This is a genomic window from Aquiflexum balticum DSM 16537 (genome assembly GCF_900176595.1).
In the GTDB taxonomy this organism is placed as follows: domain Bacteria; phylum Bacteroidota; class Bacteroidia; order Cytophagales; family Cyclobacteriaceae; genus Aquiflexum; species Aquiflexum balticum.
In genome coordinates this window covers 3,071,676-3,088,026 of the sequence record NZ_LT838813.1, presented here as the reverse complement: position 1 = coordinate 3,088,026, position 16,351 = coordinate 3,071,676, and the positions used below count along the sequence as shown (strand labels likewise).

Below are 16,351 nucleotides of genomic sequence, written 5' to 3'. Positions count from 1 at the left end.
AAATTGAAAGATTCTCTCCGGATCATACGAAGAAAAGCTGTGAGAACTTAGAAACTTTCCCAAACTGTCAAATTTCAATCACTACAGCCTCCTTTTATTCGGATTCAGATTAATATAACTGATCAATTCATCATACCTGGATCCCATGTCCCGGTAATAAACAAATACTTCATATTCGTTTTCTGTTTCAAAATAATTTCCCTCAAAAAAAGCGGTATCCCAACCTTCAGGAGACTTGAAAGCATATTGATAATCATACCAACCTTGTTTGAGCAGCAAAGTGGCCTGATAGGTATTGGTATCTTTATTCAGGATCATTTTGGAAGCGGGATCATTTCCCCATTTAGTTAATGAACCTATGATATAGGGCGATTCTTTAAGCCCATCAGCCCTCAAGTTGAAAGTCGTCAACATGTACTCACTTTCCAATTCATGGTTTTTCCTTTCAAGATTCATGATGGCGTATTGTCCGTTCATATCAAGATACTCAGAATAAACTGATTGGGGTCTAGGCACATCGACCACTGTTTCCGCAAAAACAATATCTTCCTCCATTCTTGTCCTAGCAATATTTAACCCTTTTGCCCTGACAAAGCGTAAATCCACAAATCTGAATTCGTTTCCGGCCAAAAAGACATTACTGCCATCAAAAAGCTGGTATTCAATCAATTTGGTATTTTCTCTAATCATTGTCGGAGTTCCCAATATCCTTGCATTATCCCACCTTTGGTTTTGGCGAACCATGACTCTAAGGTTGTTTTTGGGATCAAATAACTCCCTTGCTTTATAATTCAAATTGACATTGATCTGCTGGACTTTTCTACGGTTTTCGATCTGCGCCGGAGGGACTACCCTAGCCGCCAAAGAAACAATTTTCTCAAAAACCATAAACCTTTTGGTAAGGATTATCTGGTTTTTATCTCTTCCCCTGTACACCACTAAAGCATAATTTCCTGATTTAGTGACTCTGGGAGTAATAAAATTATAGTGGATATAAGGTACTCTGGTATCAATTGAATAGCTATAATCCAGAATATTGAATTCATTGTACTCATTGAGGTATTCAGGCTCTTTGAGATCAGAAGGAGTCCAATCAAAGTTACAGTGAATCACCTTTGCGGAATACATATCCGGGTCATAAGCCAAATCATCAAAAGTAAGATTAAGGGAACCGCTGTTCAACTCAATTACAGGGGAGTTCATTTGGGCTGCAAATTCGACTGAACTGGGGAATAACCTTACAGACTGGATATTGTCTTCAAAAACCCTGTCTTCATAGACTGTTTGGGCGTTTGTTTGCAGAAATAGAAAAAAAAATAGTGAAGTTATTAAACTCAGAATCCGCATCTTAATTTTTGTTTATAGAATAGCAATATAAAAAACTATGCCAAAATCAGGAAATGGCTTCCTGAATTTGACCTATTTCTTCCACCAAAACCTCCCACTCCGCATTGACTTTCTCCTCTTCAATTTTAAGTTTTTGGTATTCCTGATTCAGATGATCCAGTTTTTGCCCATCGGAGTAGATTTCAGGATCAGCCAATTTAGCTTCCAAAGCTTTCTTTTTTTCTTCAAATTGGATGATTTTCTCTTCAATCAAGGCCAATTGTTCTTCCTTTTTCTTAAGATCTTTTTTCGCCTGTAAGTTTTCAGTATTGTTGAACTCCCTTTTTTTAACCTCAGGCTTTGGGCTATTATCAGGTTTTTTGGATTCTGCCGGTATCAGCTCCTGTTGGGATTTCCAAAAGACAAACTCATCATAAGTCCCCGGATATTCCTTGATCTGATTGTTTTCGATATACCAGATTTTATTTGCAACTCCCCTAATAAAATGTCTGTCGTGGGACACGGTAATGAAAGTACCTTCATACTGTTCCATGGCCTGGATCAGGATATTGACCGACTGCATGTCCAAGTGGTTGGTCGGTTCATCCAAAAGCAGGAAATTGGCTTCAGAAATCATGGTTTTGGCCAAAGCTACCCTTGATTTTTCCCCACCTGATAGGACTTTGATTTTCTTGAATACGTCCTCGTTGGTGAATAGGAAACAACCCAACACATTCCTCAACTCGGTTTCGGTCTTTTTGGAACCTGCCTGCACCATTTCCTGAAGTATCTCATTGTCCACATTCAAGGCTTCCAACTGATGCTGTGCATAAAAGGATTTGATCACATTGTGCCCCTGTTCTCTTTTACCCTTTATGGGTTCGGTACCATCGATGATCCTCAACAAAGTGGATTTACCCTTTCCATTGGCACCGATCAGGGCTATTTTATCTCCTCGTTCAATCCTTGCAGAAGTATCTCTCAAAATCACCAAATCACCGTAAGCTTTGGACACATGGTCCAAGGTCACCACATCTCTTCCTGATTTTTGGGAAAATCTGAATTTGAAATTAACGGAAATGTTATCATCAACCACTTCATTGACCCTGTCCAACCTGTCCAAGGCTTTGATTCTGGACTGTACCTGATTGGATTTAGTTGCTTTGGCCCGGAAACGCTCAATAAACCTCTCCGTTTGCTTGATCATCTGTTGTTGATTTTCATAGGCATTCTGCTGGATTTCCATGCGCTCCTTTTTCTCCTCCAGGTAAAAAGAGTAATTCCCGGAATAAGTAGTCAAAGTTCCATTGGAAACTTCCACGGTAGTATCAATACAATTATCCAAAAATTCCTGATCATGGGAGACCACCACTACTGCGCCTTCATAGTTTTTGAGGTAATTTTCAACCCATTGAATAGAAGGTAAATCCAAGTGGTTGGTAGGTTCATCCAGCATCAAAAGGGCAGGTTTTTCCAAAAGCAATTTGGCCAACATTACCCGCATCCTCCACCCTCCTGAGAAAGTTTTCAAAGGTCTGTTCAGGTCTTTGGTGTTAAATCCTATCCCTTCTAAAACCTCCTCTGCTTTGGCTTTGATGGTATATCCCTCATTGGCTTCAAATTGATCCTGAAGCTTAGCGAGTTTATTGATAATTTCATCTGAATAATCTGTCTCCATTTGTTTGAGGACAGCATCTATCTCTTCCTGCAATTTCAGAGTCTCCTGAAATGCTTCCAAAGCCACATTCAGAATACTGTCCTCTGATTGGTAAGAAAGCAGATCCTGATTCAAAAAACCTATAGTCGTTCCTTTGGCTTTTTGAACCTCTCCTGAAGTAGGTTGGTAATCACCATTGATGATTTTTAATAAGGTAGACTTCCCGGTACCGTTGAGTCCGACCAGTCCGATTTTGTCTTTTGGTTTGATATGCAGGGAAGCATTTTCATACAAAGCCCTGCCACCGATGAAATATGAAAGATTACTGATTGATAACATGCTGCAAAAATAGCTATTCTGCCATTAAAAAAGGATTTCGAAAGGAATATTAAACTTAAAGTGGCAAAAAGGCGGGATTTGGGTAAATTGGGAGGGTCTGGGAAGTTGGAACAAAGTACCATGTACAAAGTACTAAGTACCAAGAGTCCTGTGAAAGAAGGCGCGTCATGCAGACCGAGCTTTTTTTTGTACTAAATTTAACCAGGTAGTTTTCAGCGAAGTGATGAACCCCTAAGAACGACAGAAAATATTTCCAGTTATACCAACATTTACGAGAAGTCATGAATATTGCAAAATCCCGGAGGGATTGAATACCGTTAGGTTCTTTACCCCGGGTGAAACCCGGAGGACAGAGGATAAGTCAAGCAGGAACAAAACCCTGAAAGGGTTTAACTAACTGCAGTTCAACAACAATTAATGTTAAAAAATAACACTATGAAAAAACTCCAAATATCTCTAATCGCATTTTTTTGTCTTGCAGCATTTTCATGCAATGCCCAAAAGAAAGAATCCTATATACAATTGGAAACCATCAAACTTCCAAAGGGATTTAAAATTGAAGTCTGGGCAGAGGATGTGCCGGATGCACGTTCCTTGGCCATGAATGCCGATGGAAGCACCGTTTTTGTTGGCAATCGTCAGGGCAAAAATGTCTATGCCTTAAAGGATACCAATGGTGACGGAAAGGCGGATAAAAAATATACCTTGGCTTCCGGACTCAGGATGCCAAATGGAGTTGCTTTTAAAGATGGCGATTTGTATGTGGCTGAGGTAAGCAGGATTTTGAGATTTAAGGATATTGATAACAATCTGGACAAACCTACCTTCGAAGTGGTCTATGACCAATATCCTGATAAAGCCCATCATGGATGGAAATTCATCGCTTTTGGGCCTGATGGAATGCTTTATGTACCGGTTGGCGCTCCCTGCAATATCTGTGACCCTGAAGAAATTTTTGCAACTATCACAAGAATTGACGTAAAATCTTCCAATATCAAACCTGAAATCTTTGCTCACGGAATCAGAAACAGTGTTGGCTTTGCATGGCATCCTACCACCAAAGAACTTTGGTTTACAGACAATGGCAGGGACATGATGGGCGATGATATTCCTGACTGTGAACTCAACCGTGCGCCTCAAAAAGGACTGCATTTCGGTTATCCTTATTGGCATGCCGGGGATGTCAAAGATCCTGAGTTTGGAAATAAAGGAAAAGACAAATCTGCCTATACTGCCCCTGCTTTAAAATTAGGCCCACATACAGCACCATTGGGTATGCGCTTTTATACAGGAAGCCAGTTTCCTACACAATACAAAAACAATATTTTCATTGCCAAACATGGTTCTTGGAACCGAAGCAAGAAAATCGGCTATCAACTGACCAATGTGGTCCTGGACGGAAATCAAAAAGTGGTAAAAGAAGTAGTCTTTGCCGAAGGCTGGCTCAATCACGACACCCAAGATGCTTGGGGAAGGCCTGTGGACGTGATGCAGATGCCTGATGGTAGTATGCTGGTATCAGACGATATGGCCAATTGTGTATATAGAATCAGTTATGACGGGAAGTGAGGAAGTGGGACGGATCCGTCATTCTGAGTGGAGAAAATTGGCATTTACAGAAAGGGTAATGACATCAAGATGGGCGTCATCCTGAGGCACGAAGGATCTCCAGCGGTCCTATATAGGATTATATTAACCGTTTTCTGATCCCCATGAGATGCTTCTCTGCGTTCAGCATGACGGCTGCTCCGATGATTATGATGTCATTGGTAACTTTTCGAAAGTTGGAAAAGAATAACTGACTCTTCAGCGAAGTGAAGAATCTACAATGACAGATTAAGTATCAAATATTTCTAGGATGTGGCATAGGGCTTTAAGGCCTTGATATCAAAGCAATAGGCACCGCCCATTCATAAAAGAATAATAATTAGTCCATTTTCATGGGCCTGAAAGGCACGGATATCTAAAATTGGGCGATACCCGATAATGATTATCCCGGCCTTTAAGACCTTAACTTTATCGCTTGACGTTTTTATTTTTGATGTTCAACATAAATTGCATCCAATAGACTTCCTTTAATTTTTGTGTCATTTCCTAATTGCCAGAACATGATACCACCCAATCCCTTTTGCATGGCATAACGGGTTTTGAGCGCAACAGAGACGGTATCATCATAGGACATAAAAAGACTGTCTACGGAATTGTACATATACGGGGCCTTGGCGTTATCATCCCAAAACCGTTGAAAATTGCTGTCGGCTTCGTATTGGCTGCGGATTTTATCATAAGAAAGCCAACCAATGTGAATGTCATTGCTCAATTGATATAAACCATTGTTGACAGGAGGAACACCCTTCCATACGCGTCCATAAAAAGCACCCCCTATCACTAATTGCTCAGCTTTTACTCCTTCACTAATAAGAAAATCAATTATTTTTTCCGCAGATCGGGGATGGTTATCGGGATTTTCCTTGGCTGCATACAGACTGTCCAAATGCTTTTGAAAGGGAGTACCTGCAATGTCTTCGCTGGGCACATTTCCCAAAGGGGTGTGATGACCTGTATAAATGGATTCCCCGGAAACTTGGTCATAGGTCATGACATTCATAAAATCGGCATATTTCATAACTTCATGAACTTCAATAAAATCATAATACCGCTCCCATCCGGCAGAAGCAAAGGTCAGGATTTTAGGAGAATCAAAAGTGTCGAGCATTTGTCTGAGACCTTTCATCAGTTGGGTGAAGTTCTCGGTATCTTCCGGCCTGGCTTTGGTTCCGGCACCTGAAATCCCTGGATATTCCCAGTCCATATCCATGCCGTCCAATTGGTATTTTTCAATAAAACTCCTTGCACTTTGAATAAATTTTGTTCTGCTCTCATCGGTCAAAGCCATATCGGAAAACCCATCTGCTCCCCAGCCTCCACAAGCTATCATTACCTTCAAGGATGGATTCCGCTTTTTTTGGGAGACCAAGGCTTCAAGCTTAGGTCCAGAAATTTCCGGATTGCTGAAAGCCATTTCCCCATCAATAACTTTGGTAAAAGAAAAAATAATATGGGTCAATTTTTCAACAGGAATATTTTCAGGCTGATACTCCTTCTCTGGGACATAATAAGCCATGATGACTGTTTTATCGACCTCGGTCTTGCTTTCCTGGACTGGCTTGGAGTTACATCCTAAGAAAAGCGGGAAAACTAAAATAATTACAAAGAAATGGAGAAATTTGCCGAGCATGATTTTATGGAATTGATTAATTTTTTTCAGAAATGAAGAAATACTTCTTAAAAAAAATTATAAAATTAGAAAAAACCAAATATTTTTATGCAGGAGAAATTAATGGTAGTTTCTGAGGCGGATTCTTTATGTTGGAAACATAGATAATTCCTGTTTGCTTAACCAAGCATTTAATATGGTGTTTAAATGATATAGTATTTGCTTTATGAAATCAGTCAAAAAAGTTTCCATTTATTTATTACTAACACTATTTTTTTCCTGTCAAGAACCCGAGCGTTCTCCTTTTGATGTTTCTCCTGCTGAATCCATGGATCCAAATCGTTTATCCGAGCCGTTTCCTGCTGTGAGCATTCCGGAAGGAGCAGATCTTGAGTCGAAAACCTGGAAAGGAATAGACCTAAGTCCCAAACCTCCATTAGTCCCTGTCTCGGCTAATGAACAAAAGAAATCCTTTGTCCTAAAGCCAGGATTTACTATGGAACCTGTACTATCTGAACCCCAGATCCGCGAACCTGCTTCCATCCAATTTGATGGAAATGGTCGGATGTACGTTCTGGAACTCCGAACTTACATGCAGGATTTGGATGCAACAGGGGAGCTGTTGCCAACCTCGCGGATCTCACGTTGGGAGGATTTAGATGGGGACGGGGTATATGAAACGGGAACTGTCTTTTTGGACAGTTTGGTTTTCCCACGTTATGTGGTTCCTTTCGGACCAAACAGTATTTTATCCATGGAATCCAATGAAGACCACGTCTACAGGTATACAGATACCAACCTTGATGGTAAAGCGGATAAAAAAGAACTTTTTGCATCGGGATTGGGCAGGTCAGGAAATGTTGAGCATCAGACCAGCTTCCTTACATGGGCTTTGGATAATTGGATGTACAGTACCTACAACAATAAACGGATCCGGTGGACGCCAACAGGAGTGATACAGGAAGACAGTGGAAATCCATGGGGACAATGGGGAGTAACCCAAGACAGTTATGGTAAGCTTTTCTTTCAGGACGGTGCAGGTGGAGTTCCGCAAGGCTTTCAGTTCCCTATCGTTTATGGGAATTTTCAAGTAAAAGGAGCACTTAAAGACGGATTCAGGGTTCCTTACAGTCTTGTTACTTTGGCGGATTTTCAACCAGGGATGCAGGAAGCAAAACCTGACGGATCATTGTCAAATGTAACAGGTGCCGCCGGAAACGATGTTTTTAGAGGTGATAGGCTGCCCAAAGACCTTGTGGGGGATTATATTTATGGAGAACCTGTAGGTAGAATTGTAAGAAGAGTAGTGTCAGAAAATGTCGAAGGGTTGACCTATTTACAGAACAAGTATATCGATGAAGCTTCGGAATTTATCCAATCTACAGACCCTTTGTTCAGACCGGTCGATATGGCAACTGCACCTGATGGGACCCTTTATATCGTGGATATGTATCGGGGGATTATTCAGGAAGGTGAATGGACACAAAATGGAAGTTACCTGCGTACCAAAATCCAACAATATCAGATGGATGATATTGTTGGTAATGGCAGAATTTGGAGACTTTCTTATGAAGGAATGCCCAGAAATACCCAAAAGCCAAGAATGTATGAGGAATCAGCCAAGGAATTGATCCGGCATTTGGAGCATCCCAATGGTTGGTGGCGGGATATGGCCCAACAAACCCTCATCCTCCGTCAAGACAAATCCGTGGTGCCTGGTCTGATCACCATGGCGGAAAGTTCTACCAATGAACTTTCAAGGATTCATGCCCTTTGGACCTTGGAAGGTATCGGAGAGTTGAAGTCTGATCTGGTTAAAAAATTAATCCAAGACACCAATCCCCAAATCAGGATACAAGGGTTAAGGGCTGCAGAAACTTTGTATAAGTATGGGGAAAAAAGCATTTCGGAAGTATATAGGACAGCTGCAGAGGACAGCAATCCGGACGTGGCCATACAGGCACTCCTCAGTGCCCACGTGTTAAAAATTGATCAGGTCGACATATTGATTCAAGAGACCTTGAAAAAAAACAACTCAAATGGGATTCAGGTTATCGGAGGCCAATTGCTGGAAAAAATAGAGGAAGCCAAAAAGGCATCGGAAACAAGGTTTGAGAAAAATGAACTGGCTCTTTTTGTCAAAGGAAAATCCATCTATGATAACTACTGTTCGACCTGCCATGGCCCCAAAGGTTTGGGTTCACCTGCAGGAGAAGGCCGGTTGATTGCACCTCCTTTTTCCGGTTCACCGAGGATCCTGAACCATCCCGAATATGCTGTCAAGGTCATGTTGCATGGACTTACCGGCCCAATCGATTCCAAGGAATATGAAGGGGTCATGATTGCCATGAATACCAATGATGATGAATATATCGCTTCGGCCCTTTCCTATATCCGAAATGACTTCGGAAACAGCGGGACATTTGTTACCCCCGAATATGTAGCCAAAATCAGAAAGGAGACAGAAAGCAGAAAGGAAAACTATTCTTTCGAAGAATTGATGAGAGAAATTCCCAAAACCTTAGCCTATCAGGATAATTGGATAGTAGATGCCAGCAGCACAGCTTTGGCCGGAGTGGGATCGACAAAAGATCCCTCCTATGCATTTTCATTTAAGGGTTGGAAAACAGCATCCGCCCAAGAGCCCGGAATGTGGTTTTTGGTTCAATTGCCCTCACCCCAGTCTCTGACTGAAGTACAATTTGATTCCGGTAAAGATGGATTCCCGATCAGTTATACAGTTTCCATCTCCTCAGATGGAACCTCCTGGACCAAAGTCGGACAGAAAAACGGTGTTCCAGGAATAAATACCTTGAACTGGAAATCCCAAGGAAAATCAACCTATTTAAAAATAGAAGCAAATAGTAAAGGGGAGAAACAATGGTCTATGAAAAGGTTGACGCTGTTTTCGAGATAAATAAAAAGGATTCGATTGACAATCATTGCCTCATCAATAGGTCATAAGGAATTTTGAATTGGTTGTGAAGATTTTCTATTTGGGTTAGGCCTGCTTTGTAATATTTGGGATTCTGGTTTACAACTCAAAAATATTATTTTTCAGGTTGTACAAGGTCCCTTTAGGGATGGCATATGGGTAAAATTAAACAACTGATAGAGAAACAATTGTGCCTTTAGGTACAATATATATTACGTACCTAAAGGCACTCAAACTATTAATAATCCGACCCTTGCTACCTATATTTTGTCCCTAAAGGGACAGAAAATATTCAATTACAAAAATCAGGAATGTCTAGTTATATGCTTGGACTGTTGACTCCAACCATTCCGGTTTGGTAGTGTCTATATTGGCTTCCAATTGATTGAGCAGATTGTAAATCCCAAAATAAGTTCTGTTGATATACAATCCATGTCGTGAACCTCTTGCCTGTCTGGACTTTCGGAACATTTTGTCGTTGGAGATCCTGTCGCCCAACTGGAATATTTGTTCGAAATAGCTGTTATCGGCAAAGTCAAAGGAATCTACATGAAATGGTTTGCCCAATAAGGAGATCATTTCCTTGAATATATTTTTGAAGTAAGTCTTTTCAGTTTCGGTATCCTTATCCGAGATAAACTCCAAATTGTAGAAAATCTCATTCAGTTCTTCTTCATTGATCAGCAAATCCCGCTTGATCAGGGAGAAATATCCCTTGTAGAAATCCTCAGGAATTACTTTCACGCAACCAAAATCAATGATTCCCAATTTCCCGTCATTTTGGATGATAAAATTCCCCGGGTGTGGATCGGCATGGACTTGCATCAAATTATGCACCTGATGGTGATAGAAATCCCATAATGCCTGACCTATCCGGTTTTTATCCTCTTGGGAAGGATTGGTCTCCAACCATTCTTTGATATGAAGCCCCTCTATCCAATCCATGGCAATGATCCTATTGGAACTGAATTCATTATAGTATTTCGGGAAATTCAAATTTTCTATATGCGAACAGGCCTCAGAAATCTCTTTGGATCTTTCCACTTCCAACACATAGTCGGTTTCCTCCAACAACTTCTCCTCCACCTCTTCCATATAATGGTCCAATTCCTTTTCGTTCATATTCAATAAACGCAAAGCAAATGGCCTGACCAATTTCAAATCGGAACTAACAGAATCCGCTACGCCTGGATACTGGATTTTGATGGCCAATTTCTTACCATCCTTGGTAGCCTGATGCACCTGACCGATGGATGCAGCATTGACCGCAGATCGGGTAAATGTATCATAAATCTGCTCAGGGGTTTTTCCAAAATGCTTTTGGAAAGTCTTCACCACCAATGGATAGGACAAGGGTGGTGCACTATACTGCGCCATAGTAAACTTGTCCTGATAAGCCCTAGGAAGAATATTCTTGTCCATGGACATCATCTGGGCAACTTTCAGTGCCGAACCTTTCAACTGACTCAGTGAATTATAAATATCCGTGGCATTGTCGGTATGAAGTTGTTCATTGGTCATGGAAGGATTAACTACCTTTTTGGCGTAATGCTTCATGTAATTGCCACCTACTTTTGCACCGGTACTGATGAATTTGGCAGCCCGCTGAACTTTGGATACAGGGATACTCTGCTGCTCTTTGATTTTGTTACTCATGGAAATGGTTATTTATTCTGGTACAAAAATTTGGCAAAATCGATAAAGGTGTCCAAAGCGCTTTTCCCCATCAGGTCAAAGGCCAAATTGACAGATTTTTCGATCGCTGCATCGGTTTTCTCGAAGGCTGGAGAAGTATCTTTCAGCCAAAACTGGAACACAAACCACACCTGCAGCCAAAGGGCCTCATCATAGCGGTCTGAAATCACCGGTCTGCTAGCAATTTCTTCCGTCTCTTTCCCTTCCAAAATGATTTCATTGGCAAAATCCTTGAATTTGCTTCTGAACACTTTGACTTCTATAGGCAGGAGATTTTTCATGTTTTTCTTCTCCCCATAAAGAGAGAGTAAGTAAGAACGGTTTTTCTTCAGCTCTTCCACAAGGGTAAAAAGAAACCCAAGGAGTTTTTCCCTGGCACTGTATTCTTTGAAAACTTCCTGTGATTCAAGGTTATTGATGGTGTCCTCAAATAGCTTTGACCAAACGGCTGATTTGATGGCTTCGAAAGAGGTGAAATAGTTATAAAACTCTTCCTCATTCATTTTAAGTGCCTTTGCAAACTTAAACACCGAGGCAGGCTGTTTGCCATGTTCCAAAACATGTTCGACGTATCCGGCTATTATTTTTGACCTATGATCTACTTTGGTAGTTTTATTTGGCTTTGCTTTTTCCATGTTGGTATTGTTTACTACAGGCATAACCTAGAAAAGGGATATGAAGTTTAGAAAAGGGGAATAAATTGGGTTGGATTATTGAAAAATGTTTTAGTTTTATAGAAAAAAGAGCAAGAATCCAAGAGTTTTCTTTCAAAAGGATAGCTCCATAAAACATTCAATTAACCTTAAACAAGGAAGTAGATTACGGTTAGCTGGGTTAACCGGTATCCATTATTCACAATTCTAAGACCACACAATAATAAAGTCAAATGGCAATATATAAATTAGGACAACGATTAGATTTCATTAAAGAGCTTCCCTTCAAGTTCGAAAAAGACATTCAGACATTGGTTGAAAAAAATTTAAAATCACTTTTACATCTTGACTTTATTCGTTCTGAATTTGCATTAAATAGCTTTCGTATTGACACATTAGCTTATGACTCCGAAACAAAGTCGTTTGTAATAGTTGAATATAAAAGAGATAAAAATTTTAGTGTAATTGATCAAGGTTATGCTTACTTATCATTAATGCTGAATAACAAAGCGGATTTCATTCTTGAATTCAATGAAAGTCAACAAACCACACTAAAACGCTCTGATGTAGATTGGTCACAATCAAAAGTGATTTTTGTTTCTCCACAGTTTACAAACTATCAAAGAGAGGCAATTAATTTTAAGGATTTACCCATAGAACTATGGGAAATTAAACGTTTCGAAAATGACACTATTTCGTTTGACCAAATACAAAAATCTTCTGCAAAAGAAAGCATTAAGACTATTTCAAGGAACGACGAAACTGTTGAAGCTGTTAGCAAAGAATTGAAAGTTTTTACGGAACAAGATCATTTGCAAAAAGTGGACTTCGAAACAAGAGAACTATACGAACAAGTAAAAGAAAGACTAATTTCGCTTGATGACAATGTTTCAATTCAACCTAAAAAACAGACCATTGGATTTAAGGTGGAAAACAATATTTTTTGTGATGTTGTTCTCCAAGGTAAAGGTTTAAAAATTTATGTGAATCTTAAAAGTGGCGATTTGCTAGACCAAAAGAAAATTGCAAGAGATGTTTCAAACGTTGGACATTGGGGAAATGGTTCATACGAAATTAAACTAACAGACCTTGACGACATTGACTATACGATTAGCTTACTGAAACAATCATTAAGAAAAAATAAAGAATAATTTTTACTATCAAATAGAAGGCCGTAAGCTCTATGCTCACAGCCTTCCCTACATAAATTGGAGAACGCCCGGTATACAGGTATCCCGATATCTCAGCATACGGGCCTTACAGCACAGATAAGAGCTGTTCAATGAATTAGTGCCCCCTATCCTGCATTATGTAGTCGGGAAGGTTTTTAGACATTAGGAAAGCATGGATTAATACCCTTTTCTACTTGAGCGAGAAAACTTACCTCTCGAGGAAGAAGTCAGTATTAAAATCATAATCGGAAAAAGCTCTGAGGGTTAAATAACATCGGTAGTGGATTTGAAGTTTTATTTACTTCTGATCCACTAAAGCTTCGAAAATTAACAGTTTCCTGAAAATAGAACGACTAGCGCAACGAATAACCCATATAATCAACGTAAATTATGCAACGATTAATTTTGCAATGCGGCGAATAATACGGATATTCGTTGCAAAATATACTGCGAATGGGAACTTTTATCCATCAATTAACCAATTGGCCTCATTTCACCTGGAATATTGACGATATAGTTAATTTATTAAGCGAGGCGAGAAACCTGCAAGGAAGACTCCTTGGAAAAATGGAATCTCTTGGATTCGACCTAAGGAATGAAGCCTTATTGGACACTTTAACGCTTGATGTACTTAAATCTTCGGAGATAGAGGGAGAATATTTAAATCCTGAACAAGTTCGTTCCTCAATCGCCCGTAGATTGGGGATGGAAATTGCAGGTTCAGTGGATTCAGACAGAAATGTTGACGGTGTAGTTGAAATGATGGTGGATGCAACACAAAATTGTTTTAAACCATTAACAGCCGAAAGACTTTTCGATTGGCATGCGGCATTATTCCCAACAGGAAGAAGCGGAATGTACAAGATTATTGTTGCCGATTGGCGGAAGGATACGACAGGACCTATGCAGGTTGTGTCGGGAGCTTTGGGAAAGGAAAAAGTTCATTTCCAAGCACCGGATTCCATATTGGTTGAAAAAGAGATGCATCAGTTATTAGATTGGTTTAACAATAATTTAAAAGTTGATTTAGTAATCAAAGCTGCAATAGCCCACTTATGGTTTGTCACCATACACCCTTTTGAAGATGGAAATGGTAGGATAACCAGGGCATTGACAGATATGTTATTGGCCCAATCAGATAAGAGCAACCAACGTTTTTACAGTATGTCGGCACAGATCAGAATAGAAAGAAAGGAATACTACGAAATACTGGAAAAAACCCAAAAAGGAAATCTTGATATTACGGAGTGGATCCAATGGTTTTTGACCTGTCTGATAAATGCTTTAAAATCCACAGATTCCTTATTAAACAGGGTTTTATTCAAAGCAGATTTTTGGACAAAGCATGCGGGAGTTTTAATAAATGAAAGGCAAAAGAAACTATTGAATAAGCTCTTGGATGGTTTTGAGGGTAAACTCACTTCATCAAAATGGGCTAAGATTGCCAAATGTTCGAAAGATACTGCTATAAGGGATATCAATGATTTGATAGACAAAAACATCCTACAAAAAGAAGCAGCAGGAGGAAGAAGTACAAATTATGAATTAAAAAAATAAAAAATGCTAGCAGGCAACTTCATATTTTCAACCAGTGCAGGACGTATGCTAAAGCATATAATAGAGCTATTTTTTGCCAAAAGCTTGGCTGTACCAAAAAAGCAATTATCAAGCTTTTGGTTTAATGGTGTGCCTAAGTGTTTGCTTTCCTTCTCACTAATTCGAAAATGTGCCTAAGTCAAGACTCAATAGAGCAAAAAAAAGCATCTCCGAAATTCTTCATTTACTTCTAATTTCGAGATTTAATGTATATATTATTCATTCAAAAAATATTCTAAAATCCTTCTTAGAGGACAGGATACTGTTCTAGTTATTTATGATAATCTATTTTGCCATGGAAATTCCATCTGCCCCAACTGTACTTCTTACGGTTACCAATTTGTCAGTTGCAAATTTCTTAGCAACAGGTCTTGGGGAACTTTGTTGAAAACGCCAAATAATAAAGAAATGAAATACTTACTATTCTCTGCCATTTTAGGCTATTCTTGTTGGATAGGTTCCGAGGTTGTAGAATTAGCAGAAGGCGGCTACAATTCAACTGTCTATTATCTTACTGCTGCTTTCCACTTCTTTGCCGGATTTGGAATTTGGGGATTACACTTCCTACAAAAACGATCAAAAAACATCTTAAGCCTGACAGGAACAGTGATGATTTCATTGTCCTATCTTGCTTTAGTTTATCTCCCAATTCAAGTGTTGCACTCAGGGTTATCAAATTTAGAATTTGTTGAAATATATCCTTTTTATAAGATTCCTGCTTTTTTCAACCTCGCCGGGTTGATAATATTTGGCATCGCAGTCATCAAAGCCAAATTATTTCCAGTATGGACTGGTGTCGTCATCATTTTTGGCAGTATGATTTTTGTAGCAGCAATGACAAATGGATTTCCACTCATTGCGAATGTTAACAACATTATTCTTTCAACAACGATAATTTATATGTGCATTCTGGGCTATCAGCGCCTTAAATCGCAACATGCACTGACAGTGTAGAAATCAGAAATTATTTCTCTACTTTTTCCACCACCAAATTATGATTGGTGTAAATGCAGACATCTGCGGCGATACCCAGACTTTCGCGAACCATTTCTTCAGCTGAAAGTTGGGGTGCATACTTTTTCAATGCCCTAGCGGCTGATTGGGCATACATGCTGCCCGAACCAATGGTAGCGATTTCCATATCCGGTTCGATCACATCTCCTGTGCCGGAAATAATCAAAATGTCCTGAGAATCTGCCACAATCATCATGGCTTCCAATTTACTCAGCATCCGATCGGTTCGCCATTCTTTGGCCAACTCGACAGCTGCCCTTTTCATGTTGTTGCCATAGGCACCCATCTTTTCCTCAAACTTTTCCAGCAAAGTGAAGGCATCTGCCGTCGAGCCTGCAAAACCTGTTACGATTTTTCCGCCCTGCAATTTCCGGATTTTATTTACTGTACTTTTGGCAATGGTGTTACCCAAGGTAGCCTGCCCATCGGCACCAATGACTACTTCTCCATTATGTTTGATGGCGACTACGGTAGTTGATTTTATTTTTTCCATATTAAATTAAGACATGAGATTTGATACATAAGACGTGAGACGACTTGACCCAAAATATTGGGATGAATTTAGAGATGAAATAAATTGAAATATGCCTATGGCGAAATAAAATAGAAATAAGTTGAAATTCTCAACGTCATTCGAAATTTAGCAATGAACAATCCAAATATTTCCCGCACAAAATTTCAACAATATATCGCCGAAGGCATATTTCAATTATATATCTACCATATCTCACGAAGTATATTTCTTCT

Annotated in this window: 11 protein-coding genes; 5 read left to right on the top strand and 6 right to left on the bottom strand. The window is 39.6% G+C overall.

The features are described from left to right. Positions 1 to 81 precede the first annotated feature (81 nt). Together B9A52_RS13075 and B9A52_RS13070 are read right to left on the bottom strand one after the other, a co-directional pair. A complete protein-coding gene (locus B9A52_RS13075; protein ID WP_084120886.1) occupies positions 82 to 1,347 on the bottom strand; it encodes a type IX secretion system plug protein in 1,266 nt (421 codons plus the stop codon). A 46-nt stretch (positions 1,348 to 1,393) separates the two neighbouring features. Then, positions 1,394 to 3,322 (bottom strand): ABC-F family ATP-binding cassette domain-containing protein, encoded by a 1,929-nt coding sequence (locus B9A52_RS13070; protein ID WP_084120885.1) that lies wholly within the window; start codon positions 3,320 to 3,322, stop codon positions 1,394 to 1,396. A 435-nt stretch (positions 3,323 to 3,757) separates the two neighbouring features. Here B9A52_RS13070 and B9A52_RS13065 point away from each other — a divergent pair, with 435 nt between their 5' ends. Beyond that, complete coding sequence (locus B9A52_RS13065; protein ID WP_157370149.1) at positions 3,758 to 4,891, top strand: PQQ-dependent sugar dehydrogenase; 1,134 nt, start codon at positions 3,758 to 3,760, stop codon at positions 4,889 to 4,891. A gap of 463 nt (positions 4,892 to 5,354) precedes the next feature. Here B9A52_RS13065 and B9A52_RS13060 read toward each other — a convergent pair whose 3' ends face one another. Next, positions 5,355 to 6,446 carry a glycoside hydrolase family 18 protein gene (locus tag B9A52_RS13060; protein WP_157370148.1) on the bottom strand — a complete coding sequence of 364 codons (1,092 nt, stop codon included), beginning with the start codon at positions 6,444 to 6,446 and terminating at the stop codon, positions 5,355 to 5,357. A gap of 319 nt (positions 6,447 to 6,765) precedes the next feature. On the opposite strand from B9A52_RS13060, the gene B9A52_RS13055 reads away from it, so the two are divergent. After that, the gene (locus B9A52_RS13055) at positions 6,766 to 9,456 is read left to right on the top strand and encodes a DUF7133 domain-containing protein (protein WP_084120882.1); all 2,691 of its coding nucleotides are present in this window, start codon (positions 6,766 to 6,768) and stop codon (positions 9,454 to 9,456) included. Between the two features lie 333 nt (positions 9,457 to 9,789). Here the strand turns inward: B9A52_RS13055 and B9A52_RS13050 are convergent, their stop codons facing one another. Next, positions 9,790 to 11,130, bottom strand: coding sequence for an ABC1 kinase family protein (locus tag B9A52_RS13050; protein ID WP_084120881.1), 1,341 nt, complete (start codon positions 11,128 to 11,130; stop codon positions 9,790 to 9,792). A gap of 8 nt (positions 11,131 to 11,138) precedes the next feature. Beyond that, positions 11,139 to 11,804, bottom strand: a complete 666-nt coding sequence (locus B9A52_RS13045) for a TetR family transcriptional regulator C-terminal domain-containing protein (protein ID WP_084123509.1) — start codon at positions 11,802 to 11,804, stop codon at positions 11,139 to 11,141. 251 nt (positions 11,805 to 12,055) lie between these two features. On the opposite strand from B9A52_RS13045, the gene B9A52_RS13040 reads away from it, so the two are divergent. From B9A52_RS13040 to B9A52_RS13030, 3 genes are all read left to right on the top strand, one after another. Beyond that, positions 12,056 to 12,973, top strand: coding sequence for a DUF5655 domain-containing protein (locus B9A52_RS13040; protein ID WP_084120880.1), 918 nt, complete (start codon positions 12,056 to 12,058; stop codon positions 12,971 to 12,973). 474 nt (positions 12,974 to 13,447) lie between these two features. Beyond that, positions 13,448 to 14,551: a Fic family protein gene (locus B9A52_RS13035; RefSeq protein ID WP_084120879.1), complete on the top strand. Its 1,104-nt coding sequence runs from the start codon at positions 13,448 to 13,450 to the stop codon at positions 14,549 to 14,551. Between the two features lie 447 nt (positions 14,552 to 14,998). Further along, a complete protein-coding gene (locus B9A52_RS13030) occupies positions 14,999 to 15,544 on the top strand; it encodes a hypothetical protein (RefSeq protein WP_084120878.1) in 546 nt (181 codons plus the stop codon). Between the two features lie 10 nt (positions 15,545 to 15,554). On the opposite strand, the gene hslV is transcribed toward B9A52_RS13030, so the two are convergent. Beyond that, entirely contained in the window at positions 15,555 to 16,097 is a 543-nt protein-coding gene (gene hslV, locus B9A52_RS13025; RefSeq protein WP_084120877.1) for an ATP-dependent protease subunit HslV, read from the bottom strand. Between the last annotated feature and the right edge of the window lie 254 nt (positions 16,098 to 16,351).

Coding starts and splice junctions, on each gene's coding strand:
- B9A52_RS13045 (WP_084123509.1), bottom strand. CDS start 11,804: ATGGAAAAAGCAAAGCCAAATAAAACTACCAAAGTAGATCATAGGTCA.
- B9A52_RS13040 (WP_084120880.1), top strand. CDS start 12,056: ATGGCAATATATAAATTAGGACAACGATTAGATTTCATTAAAGAGCTT.
- B9A52_RS13030 (WP_084120878.1), top strand. CDS start 14,999: ATGAAATACTTACTATTCTCTGCCATTTTAGGCTATTCTTGTTGGATA.
- hslV (WP_084120877.1), bottom strand. CDS start 16,097: ATGGAAAAAATAAAATCAACTACCGTAGTCGCCATCAAACATAATGGA.
- B9A52_RS13060 (WP_157370148.1), bottom strand. CDS start 6,446: ATGGCTTATTATGTCCCAGAGAAGGAGTATCAGCCTGAAAATATTCCT.
- B9A52_RS13050 (WP_084120881.1), bottom strand. CDS start 11,130: ATGAGTAACAAAATCAAAGAGCAGCAGAGTATCCCTGTATCCAAAGTT.
- B9A52_RS13035 (WP_084120879.1), top strand. CDS start 13,448: ATGGGAACTTTTATCCATCAATTAACCAATTGGCCTCATTTCACCTGG.
- B9A52_RS13055 (WP_084120882.1), top strand. CDS start 6,766: ATGAAATCAGTCAAAAAAGTTTCCATTTATTTATTACTAACACTATTT.
- B9A52_RS13070 (WP_084120885.1), bottom strand. CDS start 3,322: ATGTTATCAATCAGTAATCTTTCATATTTCATCGGTGGCAGGGCTTTG.
- B9A52_RS13075 (WP_084120886.1), bottom strand. CDS start 1,347: ATGCGGATTCTGAGTTTAATAACTTCACTATTTTTTTTTCTATTTCTG.
- B9A52_RS13065 (WP_157370149.1), top strand. CDS start 3,758: ATGAAAAAACTCCAAATATCTCTAATCGCATTTTTTTGTCTTGCAGCA.